Source organism: Streptacidiphilus sp. MAP12-16 (assembly GCF_041262165.1).
In the GTDB taxonomy this organism is placed as follows: domain Bacteria; phylum Actinomycetota; class Actinomycetes; order Streptomycetales; family Streptomycetaceae; genus Streptacidiphilus.
The window spans coordinates 82,458-98,236 of sequence record NZ_JBGCBY010000027.1 but is presented as its reverse complement, the minus strand read 5'-3'; the positions used below and the strand labels follow the sequence as shown (position 1 = coordinate 98,236).

Here is a 15,779-nt window from a genome sequence, read left to right as displayed (position 1 = left end):
ATCGATCTCAGGTGATCGGCAAGCCGCGGACCAGCTGGCATCCGTGCCGTACAGTCATCGTCTACGGCGAACTTCGCCTACCAGGGCAGCGCAGGAGGGGCTCGTGACTAGAGCTGCGACACTCGCCGAAATCGCGCGCGAGGCAGGGGTTTCGACCCCGACTGTTTCGAAGGTCCTCAACGGACGAGCGGATGTCGCATCGGCCACTCGCGAACGGGTGGAGGAGTTGCTGCGCCAGTACGGCTATCAGCGGCGGCGCAGCAGCACGCAGTCGAGCCCGCTGCTCGAACTGGTCTTCCACGAGCTGGAGAGCGCCTGGGCGATGGAGGTCATCCGGGGCGTGGAGAACGTGGTGCGCGAGGAGGGTCTCAGCGTGGTGCTGTCGGAGTCCTCCGGACGGCTGAGCCTCGGGCAGTCCTGGATGGACGGGGTGCTCGCGCGGCGTCCCACCGGCGTGGTCCTGGTGCTCTCCGGGCTGGACCGGGCCCAGCAGACCCAGTTGACCAGTCGCGACATCCCTTTCGTGGTGATGGACCCGGCCGGAGACCCCGGCCAGGAAGTGCCGGCGGTGGGTACGACCAACTGGCACGGCGGCCTCGCCGCCACCCGGCACCTGCTCGACCTCGGCCACCGGCGGATCGGCATGGTCGCCGGCCCGCGCCGGATGATGTGCAGCCGGGCCCGGATCGACGGGTACCGGGCGGCCCTGGACATGGCCGGCATCGCCTTCGATCCCGGCCTGGTCCGCGAAGGCGACTTCCACCACGAGACAGGTCACCAGGTGGGTCTCGAACTGCTGCGCCTCCCGGACCGGCCCACCGCGGTCTTCACCGGCAACGACCTGCAGGCGCTCGGACTCTACGAGGCGGCAAGGGAGTTGGGGCTGCGGATACCGGAGGACCTGAGCGTCGTGGGCTTCGACGACCTGCCCGTGGCCCGCTGGGTCGGACCCCCGCTGACCACCGTCCGCCAGCCGCTCACCGAGATGGCCGAGGTTGCCGCGCGCATGGTGATCGACCTCGCCCACGGCAACCAGCCCAGCACGCTGCGCGTGGACCTGGCCACCAGCCTGGTGGTGCGCAGCAGCACCGCTCCGCCCCCGGCCGCAGCGCGGCCGTGAATCCTTTTCCTGCCCTGACTGTTGACGGGTCGCCAGCCCGGCCCTAGGGTCACCGCTGGAATTCGGCAGCATTTCCGAAAGTTTCACCCAGGCCTTTCGAGGGATCCGACTGCTGGGGTATATGTCATGCCCGCGTCGTATCGCTGTTCCCTGCTGCCCGGCTTCCCGCGCCCCGCACGTCCACCTCTTTGCCACCCGTCAAGGAAAGGACCACGCCGGTGTCAGTCAGGACACGACGCCTCCCCCAGCCCAGGCGCGCGCAGCGCGCCCTCTTCGCGACCGCCGCCGCCACCGCCAGCGCGGTGACACTTGCCACACTGCTGCTGGCCGGCCAGGCCGGAGCCGCCAACACCAGCCTCAAGTCGGCGGCCGAGGCGAAGGGCGTCTACTTCGGTACCGCCCTGACCCAGAGCAACCTCAGCAACTCCACGCTCACCTCAGTGGCGAGCAGTCAGTTCGACATGGTCACCCCGGGCAACGAGATGAAGTGGGACACCACCGAACCCTCCAACGGCAGCTACAACTTCGCACCCGGCGACCAGATCGTCACCTACGCGCAGTCCAGCGGCATGCGTGTACGCGGCCACAACCTGGTCTGGCACAGCCAGCTCCCCTCCTGGGTGAGCAGCCTGCCGGCCAACCAGGTGCAGGCGGCCATGGAGAGCCACATCACCACCGAGGCGACCCACTACAAGGGCAAGGTCTACTCCTGGGACGTGGTCAACGAGCCCTTCAACGACGACGGCACCCTGCGCCAGGACGTCTTCTACACCGCGATGGGCAGCGGCTACATCGCCGACGCACTCAGGACCGCGCACGCCGCCGATCCGAACGCCAAGCTCTACCTGAACGACTACAACATCGAGGGCGAGAACGCGAAGAGCAACGCCATGTACAGCCTGGTGCAATCGCTCAAGAGCCAGGGCGTCCCGATCGACGGAGTGGGCTTCGAGAGCCACTTCATCCTCGGGCAGGTCCCCACCACGATGGCGGCCAACATGCAGCGCTTCGCCGCGCTCGGCGTGAACGTCGCCGTCACCGAACTGGACGACCGCATCCAGCTTCCGGCCTCCAGCGCCAACCTGGCCCAGCAGGCCAGCGACTTCGCCACCGTGGTCAACGACTGCCTCACGGTCAGCGGCTGCGTGGGCGTCTCCCAGTGGGGCGTCGGCGACGCCGACTCCTGGATCCCCGGCGCCTTCTCCGGCTACGGCGCGGCCACCATGTACGACGGCAACTACCAGCCCAAGCCTGCCTACAACGCCGTCGTGGCCGCCCTGGGCGGTTCGACGTCGACCTCCTCCCCCACGCCGACACCCTCGGCCTCCGCATCCCCGTCCGCCTCTCCCTCCCCGAGCGCGACGGGCGCCGCAGGGCCGTGCAAGGTCGCGGACTCCGTCAGCGCCTGGAACACCGGGATGACCGAGAACATCACCATCACCAACACCGGCAGCAGCACCATCAACGGCTGGTCGCTCCGGTTCACGCTGCCCACCGGACAGACCGTCACATCCGCCTGGAACACCACGATCACCCCCGCCACCGGGCCGGTCACGTCCACCAACCTCAGCTACAACGGCACCCTCGCACCCGGCGCCGCCATCACCATCGGCTTCCAGGCGAACCAGACCGGCAACGCCTCGGCACCAGGCTCCTTCACGCTCAACGGCTCCACCTGCAGCAGGGGCTGAAACAACAGCGTCCGGAAACCCCCAGGTGCGGCGGCCCACCGGGCCGCCGCACCTGCCCGCATCAGCTCAGCCGCAGGCTCTGCGGTGGAGCTGCCGAGCGTCTATGCGGCGATGTCCGCCTCGAAGCTCCGCAGCAGCAGCCCGTCCAGGCCGTACACGGCGATCTGTGCCGGAGGTACCTTGCCACCTGCCACGAAGTGCTGCCTGATCTCCGCGAACACGCCCGGCAGGGCCGCCTCCACCGCCTCCGATATCTGGCCCTCCCTCAGCCAGTGCAGGGCGAGGACCCAGCTGTGCCGTTCGCTGACGTGACGGGGGGCGGTGGGCTCGGCTTCGAGTCCCAGCCGGTCAAGGAGGTTGAGGATGACGTTCATGTCGGTGCCGTCGATGTGCACGAAGTTCTCTTCGATCAAAACCTCAGTCATGCCCCCGCCTTACTCGTGGTTCGTGCCCGCAGCTCAAGTATTCCAGGGTAGTTGCGCCCAGGACGGCCACAGCTGATGGGGGGTGTGATTTCTCTCAACCATGGCGGTGCTGCAAATGGCTGAGAGCTGTGGTTCCGGAAGTGGGCCCGGGCCGGAGGAGCTCCGGCCCGGGCGGTTGGTCAGACTCCGAAGAGCTGGCCGTAGACGGCTTGGGCCATGGCGATGTCGGACTGGGCCCAGAATCGGTGGTAGTTGAAGACCGGCGCGGCGCCGCCGTTGAGGTAGGTCTGCACCTTCGACCACTGCGGGTCGCTGGTGTACCAGGAGCGGATCGACAGGAATGTCGCGCCGGGTGCGATCACGTCGCCGTTGGGCATTTTTCCGCTCCAGCCGGACGGCACGAAAACGCCGTCACTGTTGGCGCCGGTCGGGTAGACCTGGGTGACCCGGTTGTAGTCCTTGCGGGTCTCCGAGGTCGAGATGCCGAGCGAGTCCTGGTTGTTGTTCCACATGTCGTCGAGGATGGCCTGGGCCGTGGTCTTGGCCTGGGTGTTCCCGGACTTGGCCGCGTAGTACGAGAGGGTCTTGGCGTATGCGGCGGCGACTCCGACGTCGTTGGTGTAGTCGACGACGGTGACGTGCAGATTCGCGTTGGCGCCCGGCGTGGCCGGGTTCCAGGTGTCGGGCTGGCCGGTCCAGGTCAGCGTCGAGGGGAACTGATAGGTGCCGTTGGTGTTGAGCGTGGTCTGCGACAGGGCCCAGGTGACCCACTTGTCGAGGACCTTCTTCGCCCGGGCGTCGCCGGTGGTGTAGTAGTACTCGGCGACCCGCTCCAGCGACCAGGCCTGGAAGCCGAACCACTGGTTGGAGTTGGGGTCGTGGAACACCGGGGCCGGGTCGTAGAACATTCCGTAGAAGGTCGAGTCACCGGCCGGCGGGGCGGCGTAGGCGCCGTCCCAGCTGTTGGTTGCTCCGCCGGCGATGGCACCGTCACTGGACTGCAGCCACTGGTAGAACTCCAGCTGCCGACCCAGACTGGTCGTCCAGTCGCTGACTCCGGTCGTCGACAGCGGCTTCATGGCAGCGTCGTTGACCAGCGCGTAGGCAGCCATCGGGTTCTGGTAGCCCTGGTGTGCGGCGGAGTCGCCGATCCGCCAGGCCCAGCCTCCCGAGGTCGCCGATGAGCCGCCCCACGCGTAGTACCAGGACAGCAGGTAGTGCTCGGCGCCACGGCCCGAGGTCACGGCCGGGCACGCGGTCGGCGAGGTGCAGTTGCCGATCTGCTTGAAGTACTTGTCGAACATCGAGTACCGCAGGTAGTCGCCCATCTTCCCGGCCTTGGCCACCGTGGTCGCCACGGCTGCGCCCTGGCCTTGCGCCTTGGCCCAGGTGTCGGCCCAGTAAGCCGCCTGGATGGCGCGAGCGTCGGCGTCGGGGGCGTCGGTGTACTTCCACTGCTTGGCGTAGCTGGAGTCCTTGATGAAGAGGTCCAGGTAGCCGTTCGGGCCGCCGTAGACGAAGTTGTCGCAGGTCGGCTGCGGGATGGTCTCGAAGACGCCCTCCTGGGGTCCGCGCTGGTAGCTGTTGATGTAGGACGGCTTGCCGGTGTTGGGGCCCAGTTCGCAGCCGCCGCCCGGGGTGTCGCCGTACCCGTACTTGTTGTCGACGTCCTCCAGCCAGTGCATGCCGTAGATGTCCTGGGTCCCGTAGGCCGCCTGCAGCTCGGCGGCGATCGGGTCGGATCCGGTGGGCACGGAGGTGTCGATCTGCGACGGGTACTGGTTGGGGAGGGGGTGCTCAGGCGCGTAGGTGGCTGCCTTGGCCGGACTGTAGAAGCTGTTGGTCGGCTGGTCCGCGTGCTGCGGGATCATGTACTGCTCCATGAGCGCCCACGCGTTGTTGAACTTGGACCAGTCCCGGCTGAGGTTTCCGTAGGTGGCGGTGAGCCAGATGTAGTAGCTCCACGCCTCGGACGTTGTCTCGTGGCCGTAGTCCGGCGCCTCGATGATCAGCGTCTCGACCGAGTGGTACGGGATGCCCAGCGGGCTGAAGTAGCCGTTGGCCGGGTTCATCATCTTGTTGTAGAGCGTCATGAACCGCTGCTCGTAGACGCCCTGGGCAGCGAGTTCGGTGACCTGGGCCGAACTGGCGGTGTAGCCGGTGGCGGTCGAGGTGAACGTCGCGGCACCGGTACCGCTCGCGTCCGCGGTGACGGTGACGTTCTGGGGAGTCGACCAGTTGGCCGTGGTGAAGGTGAGCGATCCGCCCGCGGTGACCGACAGACCTGTGTTGCCTGCGGTTCTGGTCGTGGTCACGGTGACGCCGGCGGTCGGCGCCGAGGACAGGCTCACCGCGATCGTGCCGCTCGAACCCTGCGGCACGCTGATCGTGGTGGGGTTGACCATGACGCTCGGGGTCGCCGAGACCGTCACGCCCGCGGGTGCGGAGACCGAGGTCGAGCCCTGACTGTCGTAGGCCTTGGCGGTGATCGAGTAGCTGCCCGCTGCCACCCCGGACCAGTTGCACGCGTACGGGGCGGCGGTTGCCGAGCACGCGAGCGTGGTTCCGCTGTAGAACTCGACCTTGGTGATCGTCGCGCCGTCGCTGGCGGACGCGGTCGCCGCCATCGGGATGGTGGCCGGCGCGGTGTATGCCCCGCCCGCGGTCGGGCTGGTCAGCGCGACCGCCGGCGGCGTGTGGGCACCATTGCACACCGTGCCGTTGACGGTGAACACCGTCGGTGCGGTGTTGGTTCCGTTGTAGGTGAAGTTGGCACCCGGAGCCACCGTGCCGTTCGTGGCCACGTTGCCGTTCCAGGAGAGACTGTTCACGGTGACGTTCTGGCCCGACTGCGTCCAGGTGCCGTTCCACCCGCTCTGCAGCGTCTGGTTCCCGGCATAGGAGTAGCCCAGCGTCCAACTGGTCCAAGCGGCACCCAGGTTCTTGATGACCACGTTCGCGCCGAAGCCTGTGCCCGAGTCCCACGACGTGCTGTAGGTCACCTGGCACTGGACGGCAGCCGCCTGCGCCGCCTGTGGCACGGAGGCGACCACGCCCAGTCCGAGCGCCAAACACAGCCCGACAGCCAACGAACGCCATCGGCCGATCTTGATTCTGCTTCTTCTCACGGTCTTCCTGATCCCTTCTGTTCCTGTTCCCTGTTCACGAGTGGCCCTGGGTGGTGAGCCGCCGGTCCGCAGGGCCTGAGGACACGTCGGCATGGCCGCGCTGAGCACGCGGCACAGCCACGCCGCACGCGGCGCGGACATCGGGGGCCGGTGGTCAACCGCAGTCGCGGACCACCGGTTCGGTGTCAGGTTCGGTGTGGTTCCACACGGCGAAGACGCCGCCGGTCCGTTGCATCAGGGAGCGCGTCATCGCGATGCCCAACTCCTCGACCGGCCGCCGACCTGTGCTAGCCGCCGATCGGTGTGCTGGACGGGCGCTCACCCATGGGACGGCGCCTCGACGACCTGGTCGGCTGTCGGCACCTGGACCGTCGGCGCGGCGGCCCCGAAGTCGAGCAGTTGGACGGACCCTGATGTCTTGGCCGAGTCCCCTGCGAGGCGGAAGACGATTCGCGTGGGTGCGCCGGAGGCGTCGGTGGCCACCTCGAAGGTGATGGTGTCGGGATAGCCGGCCAGCGACGCGATCAGATTGGGGTCCGCGATGTGCTGGTCGGCCTCGGCGGTCAGGATCGTCCCCTCGACGTGACCCGCCGTACTGAGCTTGAGGCCGTGATAGGAGCGGAGTAGCTGCGCCACCAGATGCGGATCGGAGAACGCCCCGAAGGTTCCGTCGCCCCCGTCCACTTTCAGCCACGCTTTCCCGGCCGGCGCCCCGCTGCCCGCCACCAACGAGATGTATTCGACACCGTCCGCAGCAAGGATCGTCGAGGCGGTGCCGTTGAGGGTTCCCTGCATGCGGGCATCGTGTGCCGCCACATCCCACATACCGCTCAGGCTGATTCTGTACGGCGATTTCGACGTCGCACCCGGTCCTGGCGCCGTCGTCGGGCCTGGCGTCGCGGTGGGCTGCGCAGTCGGCACACTGGTGTCCAGGGTGAGTCGGAAGGTCGTCACTGCGTCCAGATGCCCGGCGGCGTCGGCCAACAGGCCCGCCGCGTCGCTCGGCGGCGGAGGCACCGGGTGCGCCGCCGCGCACCCGGCGAGACACGCAGCAGCCATCGCGGTCCCAGCCGAGGCCAACCCGATCCGCAGTGCCGTCCGCCTTGCCCGATTTGGGAGCGCTCCCATCATCATACGGAAGAAGACCCTTCATGGAGTGGACGAAAAGGGGGGTGGCGGCGCCGGTTCAGCGGGGATCCGTTTGTTCAACTCCCGCAGCGAGGCCGCCTTCATGACGCCATGTCAAATGAAGTCAGGAGACCCGAGGAGCGTCAAGGGGTCTCGCATCCTTCACTTGTCGAACGAACGTCAGCCGCTGCGCGCGAGCGGCTGGATGGACTCCCGCCGCCAACTCGACTTACTGACCACTGTCAAAACCCTTGACGGGTTGCCGGATTCGCTCGACCATCGGGAGCGCTCCCACTTTTGTCTGCGCCGTGTCCTGCCCGCAGCCCACGAACGTGCCAGCAAGATCGATACCAGCGCGGGCACCTGAACACCATCAGTACCAATAGCAGCATCGGCACCTCCCACCAGGGCATACTGGGCGGCTACGGACACGATCTCTCCTGTGCTGTCTCCCAACCACACGCAGCCGGGATGGCGTGTGCTCGTCTGACGTTCGGGGCGGGGAGAATCCGGATATGGCCGAATCGCAGGTGCCAGTGCCGGCGGTGTCGCGGGCGACGACTCCAGTGCGGGGTCTGCGTACCCCTTTGCGCGAGTTCCTGCGCACCGAGACCGGCAGCGCGGCGGTACTGCTCGCGGCCACGATCACAGCGCTGGCCTGGGCCAACATCAGCCCGTCCGGGTATGCCACGGTGTGGACCACCCCCGTGTCGGTCAGTGTCGGGCATGCCGGGGTGTCGCTGGATCTGCGCGGCTGGGTGAACTCCGGGCTGATGACGTTCTTCTTCCTGGTCGTCGGTCTGGAGGCACGCCGGGAATTCGACATGGGCGAGTTGCGCGAGCGCGCCAGGCTGCTGCTACCGCTGCTGGCCGGGGTCGGCGGAACGCTGGTGCCAGTCGGGATCTACCTGACTGTCAACGCGGGCCAGTCGTCGGCGCGCGGTTGGGGTACGGCGATGACCACGGACACCGCGTTCGCGCTCGGCGCCCTCGCTCTGGTCGGCCGGGGTCTGCCCGACCGGGTGCGCACCTATCTGCTGACCCTGTCCGTCGTTGACGACCTCGTCGGAATCATTGTCATCGCGTTCGCCTACAGCGGCCGAATCCAGGTGACGGCACTGCTGGCCGGGCTGGGCTTCCTGGCCCTGATCCTGCTGTTGCGCCGGCGTCGTGTCCGCTACGGCCCGGCGTACCTCGTGTTCGGGCTCGGGGCCTGGGTCGCGGTGCTGAAGTCCGGCGTCGACCCGGTGTCGGTAGGCCTGGCGATCGGGCTGCTCACCTACGCCTACCCGGCCGCGCGCGACGACCTGGAACAGGCGACCGACCTGTTCCGGCTCTTCCGTGAGCAGCCGACGGCCGAGCTGGCCCGGACCGCGCGCGAGGGCGTGAAGGCGGCGATCTCTCCCAACGACCGACTCCAGCAGGTGCTCCACCCGTGGACCAGCTATGTGATCGTGCCGCTGTTCGCCCTGGCCAACGCCGGCATCACGGTCAGCGGGAGCTTCCTGGCCAGCGCTTACACCTCGCGGATCACCTTGGGGATCCTGATCGCGTACGTGGTGGGCAAGCCGGTGGGCACGGTGGGCGCCGCATGGCTGCTCGTCCGGCTGAGCCGAGGGCGGGTGCGTCCCCCGGTGGGCTGGGCGGGTGCCGTCGGTTCGGGCGCGGCCGCCGGGATCGGCTTCACCGTGTCTCTGCTGATCGCCTCGCTCGCGTTCCAGGGCACCGAGCTCGAGCAGGCCAAGCTCGGTGTGCTGTCAGCCGCGGTGGGGGCGTCGGCTGTGGCGTGGACAGTGTTCCAGGTGACTGCGCTGCTGCCCGACAAGCTGCGCCACCGGCTGCTGCTGGGCACCGCGGACCTCATCGTCGATCTGGCGGTTCCCGTGGACCCCCACCGGGACCATGTGCGCGGCCCGGCCGACGCACCGGTCACGATCGTCGAGTACGGCGACTTCCAGTGCCCCTACTGCGGGCAGGCCGAGCCGGTGGTGCGGGAACTGCTCGCCGACTCGGGCGAGGTGCGCTACGTGTGGCGGCACCTGCCGCTGACCGACGTGCATCCCCATGCCCAACTCGCGGCCGAGGCCGCCGAAGTGGCGGCTAGGCAGGGTGCGTTCTGGCCGATGCACGACCTGTTGTTGGAACACCAGGACGCGCTCGCGCTGCAAGATCTGATCGGCTACGCGGCCGATCTCGGCCTGGATATCGAGTGGTTCTCCAAGGACCTGCGCTGTCATACCGCTGCCGCGCGAATCGCAGAGGATATTGACTCTGCGGATCTGAGCGGCGTGTCCGGCACCCCCAGCTTCTTCATCAACGGCAGACGCCACCACGGCGCCTACGACATCGACACGCTCACCACGGCGGTGAGGGCCGCGCAGGCACGAGCGACGATCACATCGTGACTTCCCCCCGCGTGAACGAAGGAATCCGCGCAGCCTCGCGGCCGAGCCGCTGCGCGTGTGCGCGGCGGCTGGGACGTTTCCTGCTTCATCGACGACTGCCCGCCCGAAGTGCTCCGTCGAGGTCTTACACCGTCTCCACAGGCGGCAACCGCCAGTCCGGCGGCCTGTCAAACGTCCAGTCGTTCGCGAATCAAGGAGTCGAGTCGCTGCCATGCCGGGGACGAGGCATTGACCGTGCCCTGGACCAGGGCCGGGATCTCGGAGTCCGCGTCCTGCCCGGGCAGGTTGTCGGGGCCGTAGCGTTCCCGGGTCGCCTCGGCGATCCTGTGGGCGAGGTCGTCGATGCGGGGATCGTCGGCGTCGAGGTCGTGCGCGTGGTCGTAGTCGAGGAAGAGCTGCCGTAGCGCCGGGTCGGCCAGGGCCTCGGCCTGGTCGTGGAACAGAGTGGTTGCGAGGTCCGGGTGGGTGGCGAACACAAGGATCCACAGATCGCGTTGCAGGTCCACCCATCGAGGGGTGAATCCCAAGCGGGTCAGGTGCTCCAGATGGTTGCTGACCTCGGTGGGGAGCGGTGCCAGACGCCCGGCGGCGAGCTGGCGCAGGCGCTGCTGCGTCGCCCGCAGGCCACGTATGCGAGCGGTGAGCCCGTCGTCGATCTCGCGCAGCGCCTGCTGGAACTCGTCGTCGGTCGCTGATTTCAGGTCCCGGATGCGGGCCAGGGGAACGCCGGCTTCGGCGAGGGTCCTGATCTTGATCAGGTCGATGGCGTCGCGCGCGCCGTACCGTCGGTAGCCGGACGCGTCACGCTCGGGCTCCGGAAGTAGTCCCTTGTCGTGATAGACGCGGATGGTCTTGGTCGACACTCCGACGTACCCGGCCAGCTGCCCGATAGTGATCACCCAGCCATCGTCCCATTTGACCTTTCCCCTGGGGCAGGGTTGCAGTATGGCGGCATGGTGAACAGGAATGTCGATCGGGTGACCCTGCGCGAGCTGGCTGACGAGGGCAACGAGACCGCCTTGGACCGGCTGGCCGACCTTGCCGACGCAGACGGCGACCTCGGGGAGCTGGGCGAACTTCTGGACGAGGGATCCATGCACGCCGGATTCCTGCTCACGCGACGCGCCGTCGCGGCCGGCGACCTGCGCGAGCTGCAACGGATCTCAGACGCCGGGTACGACGAGGCCGGGGACGAGCTGGAGCGGCTGCTGAACGCACCGGCCGACGAGCATCGGGATTGAGGCAATCGCCCTGCCGGGCCAGAGCCGCCTCCGTGCCCTCCGTGGAGAGGGACACGGAAGGGGCTGCACATGGCGGATGTGCTGCTGCGGGTGACGCAGCGTCGGGTGGTGCTGGCCGATCGCGCCGAGCGGCTGCGCAGGGAGCTCGCCGAAATCGACGACGCGGTGGCGCGGCTGGAGTCCGCGGAGGTGGTGTCCGGGCAGGCGACAACTCCACCATCCGGGTGCCGGGGGCCGGTGGCGGCGAAGATGTCGAGCACGCCCTTGCCGGGTGGGCCTCGCAGGTCGGCCCCGCGCCCTGGCACTGACAACTGATAGAGCATGATGTCCGCACCGCACCAAGAAGCACGACCAGAGGACGACAGCCGTCGCCTGTTCCATCCACCAGAGAGAAGGAAGACCCCGATGACTACGCTCACCAAGGGCGACGGAGCGAACGACCTGTCCGGGATCACCATCCTGGGAATGGGTCTCTCGTGGGACACCACCGGCGGCAGCTCCGGCGGCCTCCTGGGCTACGCCAAGCGCCGCCGGGGCGTGGACCTGGACGCCTTCGGCATCCTGCTCGACCAGGACGGCCAGCCGGTGCGCTACGTCGGCCTGGACGTCACCGACGCCATGGATGACGGCAGCGTCACCAGTACCGGCGACAACCAAACCGGCAAGGGCGACGGCGACGACGAGTTCATTCGGATGGAGCTGAACCGAATCCCGGCCCACATCTCGGCTGTTCTGATAACCATCGCAGCCTTCAAGAAGGGCACCTCCTTCGAGAAAGCCGCCAAAGTGAGCTGCAAGGTGTACGACGGCACCGGCGGCACGATGGACGTCGTGGCCGATATCTGGCCGAGTCTGCTGGGCACGGGGAACGCCATCGCGGTCGCCAAGGCTGTGCGCGCGGGCACCTCTTGGACTCTGGAGGTTGTCAATACCCGGGGCAATGTCGAGCAGGGCAGCATTCAGGCCCTGCTGCGATTCGCTATGAACCACTGAGCGGTCTGACCACTTCAACCGTCGCGCCGCTGCCTGCACCGAGGCTCCTGGCCCCACTACTGCCGTCCCGCCCGCTGCCTTCACAACCCCTGCATAGACACCGGTTTCGCCCCCGCCGCTGATGCGACGGGGGCGAAACGGGCATTTCAGGATCGTTCTATGCATCCTTCATTCGGAGTACTGTCCCGCCGGCGAGCAACGCTCCTAGTGCCCAGAGCGCAACTACGCCGATGCCGTGCCACGGTGTGATCGGCTGAGCGGCGATGTTCTTGGTCGTCTGGGCTGCCAGACCTGCGGTCATCGGGCCGAGCCGTTCCAGGCGCTTGTGCCAGGTCTCGTTGCTGATCACCTGGGCGACGATCGGGAAGAGGTAGAGCAGGCCGAGGACGATGCCGATCGCCGCCGTGGACTCTCTGGCGACGTACGCGATTCCGAGGCTCAGCAGGGCGATGAGGAAGAGGTAGAGGACGGCGCAGAGTGTGGCGCGGAGTACGGTGCCGTCAGTGAGGGATGGCAGCGCGCTCCCGTTGGCCGCGGTGAAACCCTTGGTTGGGAGGATAAGCCGTCCGGCGATCAGGCTTCCCGTGACGGACACGATGGCGACCGCTAGCGTGACTGCGCCGACGACGATGATTTTGGCGATGTACCCGGTCAGGCGCTGCGGCGTCGCCGTGAGCGACGTGCGGATCACGCCACTGCTGTATTCGGTGCCGATGGCCAGTACGGCCAGCATCGCAACGATCGCCTGTCCGAGCATGATCCCGGTGAAGCTGGTCTTGACCGTATCCACGTCGCAGCCGGTCGTGGGGCAGGTGACTGAGGAATCCACGGCAACGCCGAGGCCGATGGTGAGGAGGGCTGCGGCCGCGACGAGCCAGAGCATCCCGGCCACCGTGCGGAACTTGGTCCACTCGGCGTGGATAGCGTCGCACAGAGTCAGCCGTCTGCCGGCGAGGGTTCTCGCGGTACTGGTCGGGGTCTTGCCGGAGGCCACGACCGCGCCGGTGTCGAGGGGGGTGCTCACACGTCCCTCCGCCGCAGCACGTACGTGGCCAGGCCCAGCGCGACGGCCGTGTAGGCGGCTGTCACCGCGAGTCCGGCCCAGGGGGAGAGTGGGTAGAAGCCCGCCTCGGGCGTGTACCCGGAGGTCACCTGAGCGTAGCCCGGGAACTCTCGCAGGCTCTGTTCCACCGCGAATCCGGCCGCCGGGGTCAGTCGAAGCAACCACTGCGACGGCCCCGTCGGCAGCACCGAGGCGACCGCCAACACATAGGGCAGCACGACCACGGCGATCACCAGCGCGACCGCCCCGGCGCCACGCCGCAGCAGCGCCCCGACCGCCATCGCGAACACCGCCACCAGTGCCAGCAATGCCGCTGTACCCACGACCACCCGTATCTCGGTCGCCGTCGAAGTCGGCAGCACGTACGTGCGGTTGCCGGTTTCCATCGACCTGACCAGCGGGACCGCGACCCCAGCCGCAACCAGCCCGACCACGAAGGTCACCGCGCCGATCACCACGGACTTCGCCGCGAGCACCGCGCCGCGCCTCGGCGTGGCGCTCAGGGTCGTGCGGATCAGACCGCGCCGGTACTCCGAGGTGATGAACATCGCGGCGACGACGATCAGTGCGATCAGGCCGGCAAAGACGCCGATCAGGCCGTCCTCGATCGACTTCGTGTCGCCTGCCCCAGCTGCGATCTTCGGCGCGATGTCGCCCGAGCCGCGGACGGTGAACACACCACCGGTCTGCGCGTAGGTGTTCTGATAGAGCGCCGCGCCCGGAGCCGGGCCGTTGTCCTGCTGGACGGCGGGCGGCGCGGCAAAGCCGCCACCGCTCCAGGCGCCGCTGAATGCGACGTCGTCGAAGGTCGCGACGGCCAGGCTCGGGCCGCTGTCGGTGCTGCTCCCGCCGAACTGGTAGGTGGTCGTACCGTGGTCGGGCGTGGAGACGAGCATTCCGGCCTGGGCGTTCGACCGAATCCCGGCGACGGTCTCGCTGCCGATCCGGCTCCAGTGCACTCCGTCGCCCGACTCGTAGCCGGTGAACGAGTCACCCGCCCGGCTCAGGCGCAGCCACTGCGGGGCCGCGGATGAGATGGCACTTCCCGCCGCGGCGCCGCCGGGCGCGCGGTCGGAGGAGGTGAAGTTCGACTCCATCCGCACGCCGTTGGCGCCGGTCGCCACGACCGCCACGTAGGGCGCGCCGGGTGTGGTGCTCGCCTTGACGATGATCCCGGCACGTGCCCACGGCTCGAGGCCCTTCGACAGCCCGGCCAGGGAATCGACCGGGCCGTTCGCGTTCAACGGCAGGTAGTACCCGGCCATCGAGGACAGCCGCGCGGTGACGGTCCCGTCCCCGGTCACGCCTTGGTGCACGAAGGAGAGGTCGTCGGTCACCGGCTCGCCGTCCGGACCCAGCGTCGGAGTCTGTGCGCTTCCGCAGGCGTGGGTACTGCTCGATGAGCACTGCGAGTTGCTTCCGAGCGGCCCCAGTATGCCGATCAGCACGGTGATCAGTGCCGCCAGGGCCATCCCGATCATCCAGCCGCGCACCGTACGCAGCTTGGTCCATTCCGAGCGGACGAGCCGGCCGAAGCCGTCGCGGCCCGGCTCCACCTTCGACCGATACGGCGTGGGCGTCGAGGTCTTCGTCGTCATCGCGTCGTCTCCTGGGCGGGAAGGGCCGGGGAGGCGTCGACGGCGGCGGCGCGGTATTCCACGGAGTCCCGCGTCAGTTCCATGTAGGCCTCTTCCAGACTCGCGCGGTGCGAAGCGACCTGCGAGAACGGCACGCTCCACTGGTTGAGAACGCCGATCACCTGCTCGGGAGCGAGCCCGGTGACCGTCAGGGTGTCGGTACCGGTGATCGCGACCGTGGCTCCGGCGCCGGTGAGCGCGGTCATCGCCTCCGATCTCGCTGCCGTGTGCAGTTCGACCCGCCCTCCGGACGCCGCCGCGATGAGCTCCGCGACGCTCGCGTCCGCGACGACGCGTCCCCTGCCGACGACGACCAGGTGCCCGGCCGTGTCCTGAAGCTCGCTCATCAAATGGCTTGAGACCAGCACCGCCCGACCCTCGTCGGCCAGCGACCGCAGGAACCCGCGGATCCAGACGATCCCCTCGGGGTCCAGGCCGTTGAAGGGCTCGTCGAGCATCAGGATCGGCGGATCTCCGAGCAGCGCCGCCGCGATGCCGAGCCGCTGGCGCATCCCCAGCGAATATCCGCCGGCCTTGCGCCGAATCGCCGACTCGAGGCCGGAGGCGGCCACGACCTCATCGACGCGTTTGGCACTGAGACCTTGGGAATGCGCCAGCCACAGCAGGTGGTGGCGGGCGCTGCGGGTCGGGTGCAGCGCGGCGGCGTCCAGCAGCGCACCGATGTGGTGGAGCGGACGACGCAGGCTCGCGTACGGCTTTCCGCCGACCAGAGCCTGTCCCTCGTCGAGAGCGTCGAGGCCGAGCACGGCCCGCATCGTGGTACTTTTTCCCGCCCCGTTGGGGCCGACGAACCCGGTGACGGTGCCCGGCGTGACGGTGAACGTCATCCCGTCCAGTGCTTGGACCTGTCCGAAGCGCTTGCGCAGCCCGTCGATTTCGATGGTTGCTTCCATGCCTCAGAAGGCTAAAGACGCGGCGGGCGCGTGA

At 68.2% G+C, this 15,779-nt stretch carries 14 protein-coding genes; 7 read left to right on the top strand and 7 right to left on the bottom strand.

Annotated elements, in window-relative coordinates; all coding sequences use genetic code 11:
* Positions 1-103: 103 nt before the first annotated feature.
* Together ABIA33_RS29455 and ABIA33_RS29450 are read left to right on the top strand one after the other, a co-directional pair.
* The gene (locus ABIA33_RS29455) at positions 104-1,120 is read left to right on the top strand and encodes a LacI family DNA-binding transcriptional regulator (protein ID WP_370085709.1); all 1,017 of its coding nucleotides are present in this window, start codon (positions 104-106) and stop codon (positions 1,118-1,120) included.
* 218 nt (positions 1,121-1,338) lie between these two features.
* Positions 1,339-2,811 (top strand): endo-1,4-beta-xylanase, encoded by a 1,473-nt coding sequence (locus ABIA33_RS29450; RefSeq protein ID WP_370085708.1) that lies wholly within the window; start codon positions 1,339-1,341, stop codon positions 2,809-2,811.
* Between the two features lie 101 nt (positions 2,812-2,912).
* Here ABIA33_RS29450 and ABIA33_RS29445 read toward each other — a convergent pair whose 3' ends face one another.
* From ABIA33_RS29445 to ABIA33_RS29435, 3 genes are all read right to left on the bottom strand, one after another.
* Complete coding sequence (locus ABIA33_RS29445) at positions 2,913-3,236, bottom strand: hypothetical protein (protein ID WP_370085707.1); 324 nt, start codon at positions 3,234-3,236, stop codon at positions 2,913-2,915.
* Between the two features lie 179 nt (positions 3,237-3,415).
* Positions 3,416-6,457 (bottom strand): glycoside hydrolase family 48 protein, encoded by a 3,042-nt coding sequence (locus ABIA33_RS29440; protein WP_370085706.1) that lies wholly within the window; start codon positions 6,455-6,457, stop codon positions 3,416-3,418.
* A gap of 225 nt (positions 6,458-6,682) precedes the next feature.
* Positions 6,683-7,159, bottom strand: coding sequence for a hypothetical protein (locus ABIA33_RS29435; protein WP_370085705.1), 477 nt, complete (start codon positions 7,157-7,159; stop codon positions 6,683-6,685).
* 499 nt (positions 7,160-7,658) lie between these two features.
* Here ABIA33_RS29435 and ABIA33_RS29430 point away from each other — a divergent pair, with 499 nt between their 5' ends.
* Both ABIA33_RS29430 and nhaA read left to right on the top strand, forming a co-directional pair.
* Positions 7,659-7,859: a hypothetical protein gene (locus tag ABIA33_RS29430; protein WP_370085704.1), complete on the top strand. Its 201-nt coding sequence runs from the start codon at positions 7,659-7,661 to the stop codon at positions 7,857-7,859.
* A 148-nt stretch (positions 7,860-8,007) separates the two neighbouring features.
* Positions 8,008-9,897, top strand: a complete 1,890-nt coding sequence (gene nhaA / locus ABIA33_RS29425) for a Na+/H+ antiporter NhaA (RefSeq protein WP_370085703.1) — start codon at positions 8,008-8,010, stop codon at positions 9,895-9,897.
* A gap of 167 nt (positions 9,898-10,064) precedes the next feature.
* Here the strand turns inward: nhaA and ABIA33_RS29420 are convergent, their stop codons facing one another.
* Positions 10,065-10,796 (bottom strand): MerR family transcriptional regulator, encoded by a 732-nt coding sequence (locus ABIA33_RS29420; protein ID WP_370085702.1) that lies wholly within the window; start codon positions 10,794-10,796, stop codon positions 10,065-10,067.
* Positions 10,797-10,850: 54 nt separating this feature from the next.
* Between ABIA33_RS29420 and ABIA33_RS29415 the strand changes: the two genes are divergently transcribed.
* The 3 genes from ABIA33_RS29415 (at position 10,851) to ABIA33_RS29405 (ending at position 12,131) form a co-directional block, all read left to right on the top strand.
* Positions 10,851-11,138, top strand: a complete 288-nt coding sequence (locus ABIA33_RS29415) for a hypothetical protein (protein WP_370085701.1) — start codon at positions 10,851-10,853, stop codon at positions 11,136-11,138.
* Positions 11,139-11,207: 69 nt separating this feature from the next.
* Positions 11,208-11,453: a hypothetical protein gene (locus ABIA33_RS29410; RefSeq protein WP_370085700.1), complete on the top strand. Its 246-nt coding sequence runs from the start codon at positions 11,208-11,210 to the stop codon at positions 11,451-11,453.
* Positions 11,454-11,543: 90 nt separating this feature from the next.
* The gene (locus ABIA33_RS29405) at positions 11,544-12,131 is read left to right on the top strand and encodes a TerD family protein (RefSeq protein ID WP_370085699.1); all 588 of its coding nucleotides are present in this window, start codon (positions 11,544-11,546) and stop codon (positions 12,129-12,131) included.
* 157 nt (positions 12,132-12,288) lie between these two features.
* Here ABIA33_RS29405 and ABIA33_RS29400 read toward each other — a convergent pair whose 3' ends face one another.
* From ABIA33_RS29400 to ABIA33_RS29390, 3 genes are read right to left on the bottom strand one after another with little or no spacing between them, the layout of a single operon-like run.
* Positions 12,289-13,155 carry an ABC transporter permease gene (locus ABIA33_RS29400; protein WP_370085698.1) on the bottom strand — a complete coding sequence of 289 codons (867 nt, stop codon included), beginning with the start codon at positions 13,153-13,155 and terminating at the stop codon, positions 12,289-12,291.
* Positions 13,152-14,792, bottom strand: coding sequence for an ABC transporter permease subunit (locus ABIA33_RS29395; RefSeq protein WP_370085697.1), 1,641 nt, complete (start codon positions 14,790-14,792; stop codon positions 13,152-13,154). The genes ABIA33_RS29400 and ABIA33_RS29395 overlap by 4 nt, the downstream gene beginning before the upstream one ends.
* Positions 14,789-15,745: an ATP-binding cassette domain-containing protein gene (locus ABIA33_RS29390; protein ID WP_370085696.1), complete on the bottom strand. Its 957-nt coding sequence runs from the start codon at positions 15,743-15,745 to the stop codon at positions 14,789-14,791. The genes ABIA33_RS29395 and ABIA33_RS29390 overlap by 4 nt, the downstream gene beginning before the upstream one ends.
* Positions 15,746-15,779: the final 34 nt, after the last annotated feature.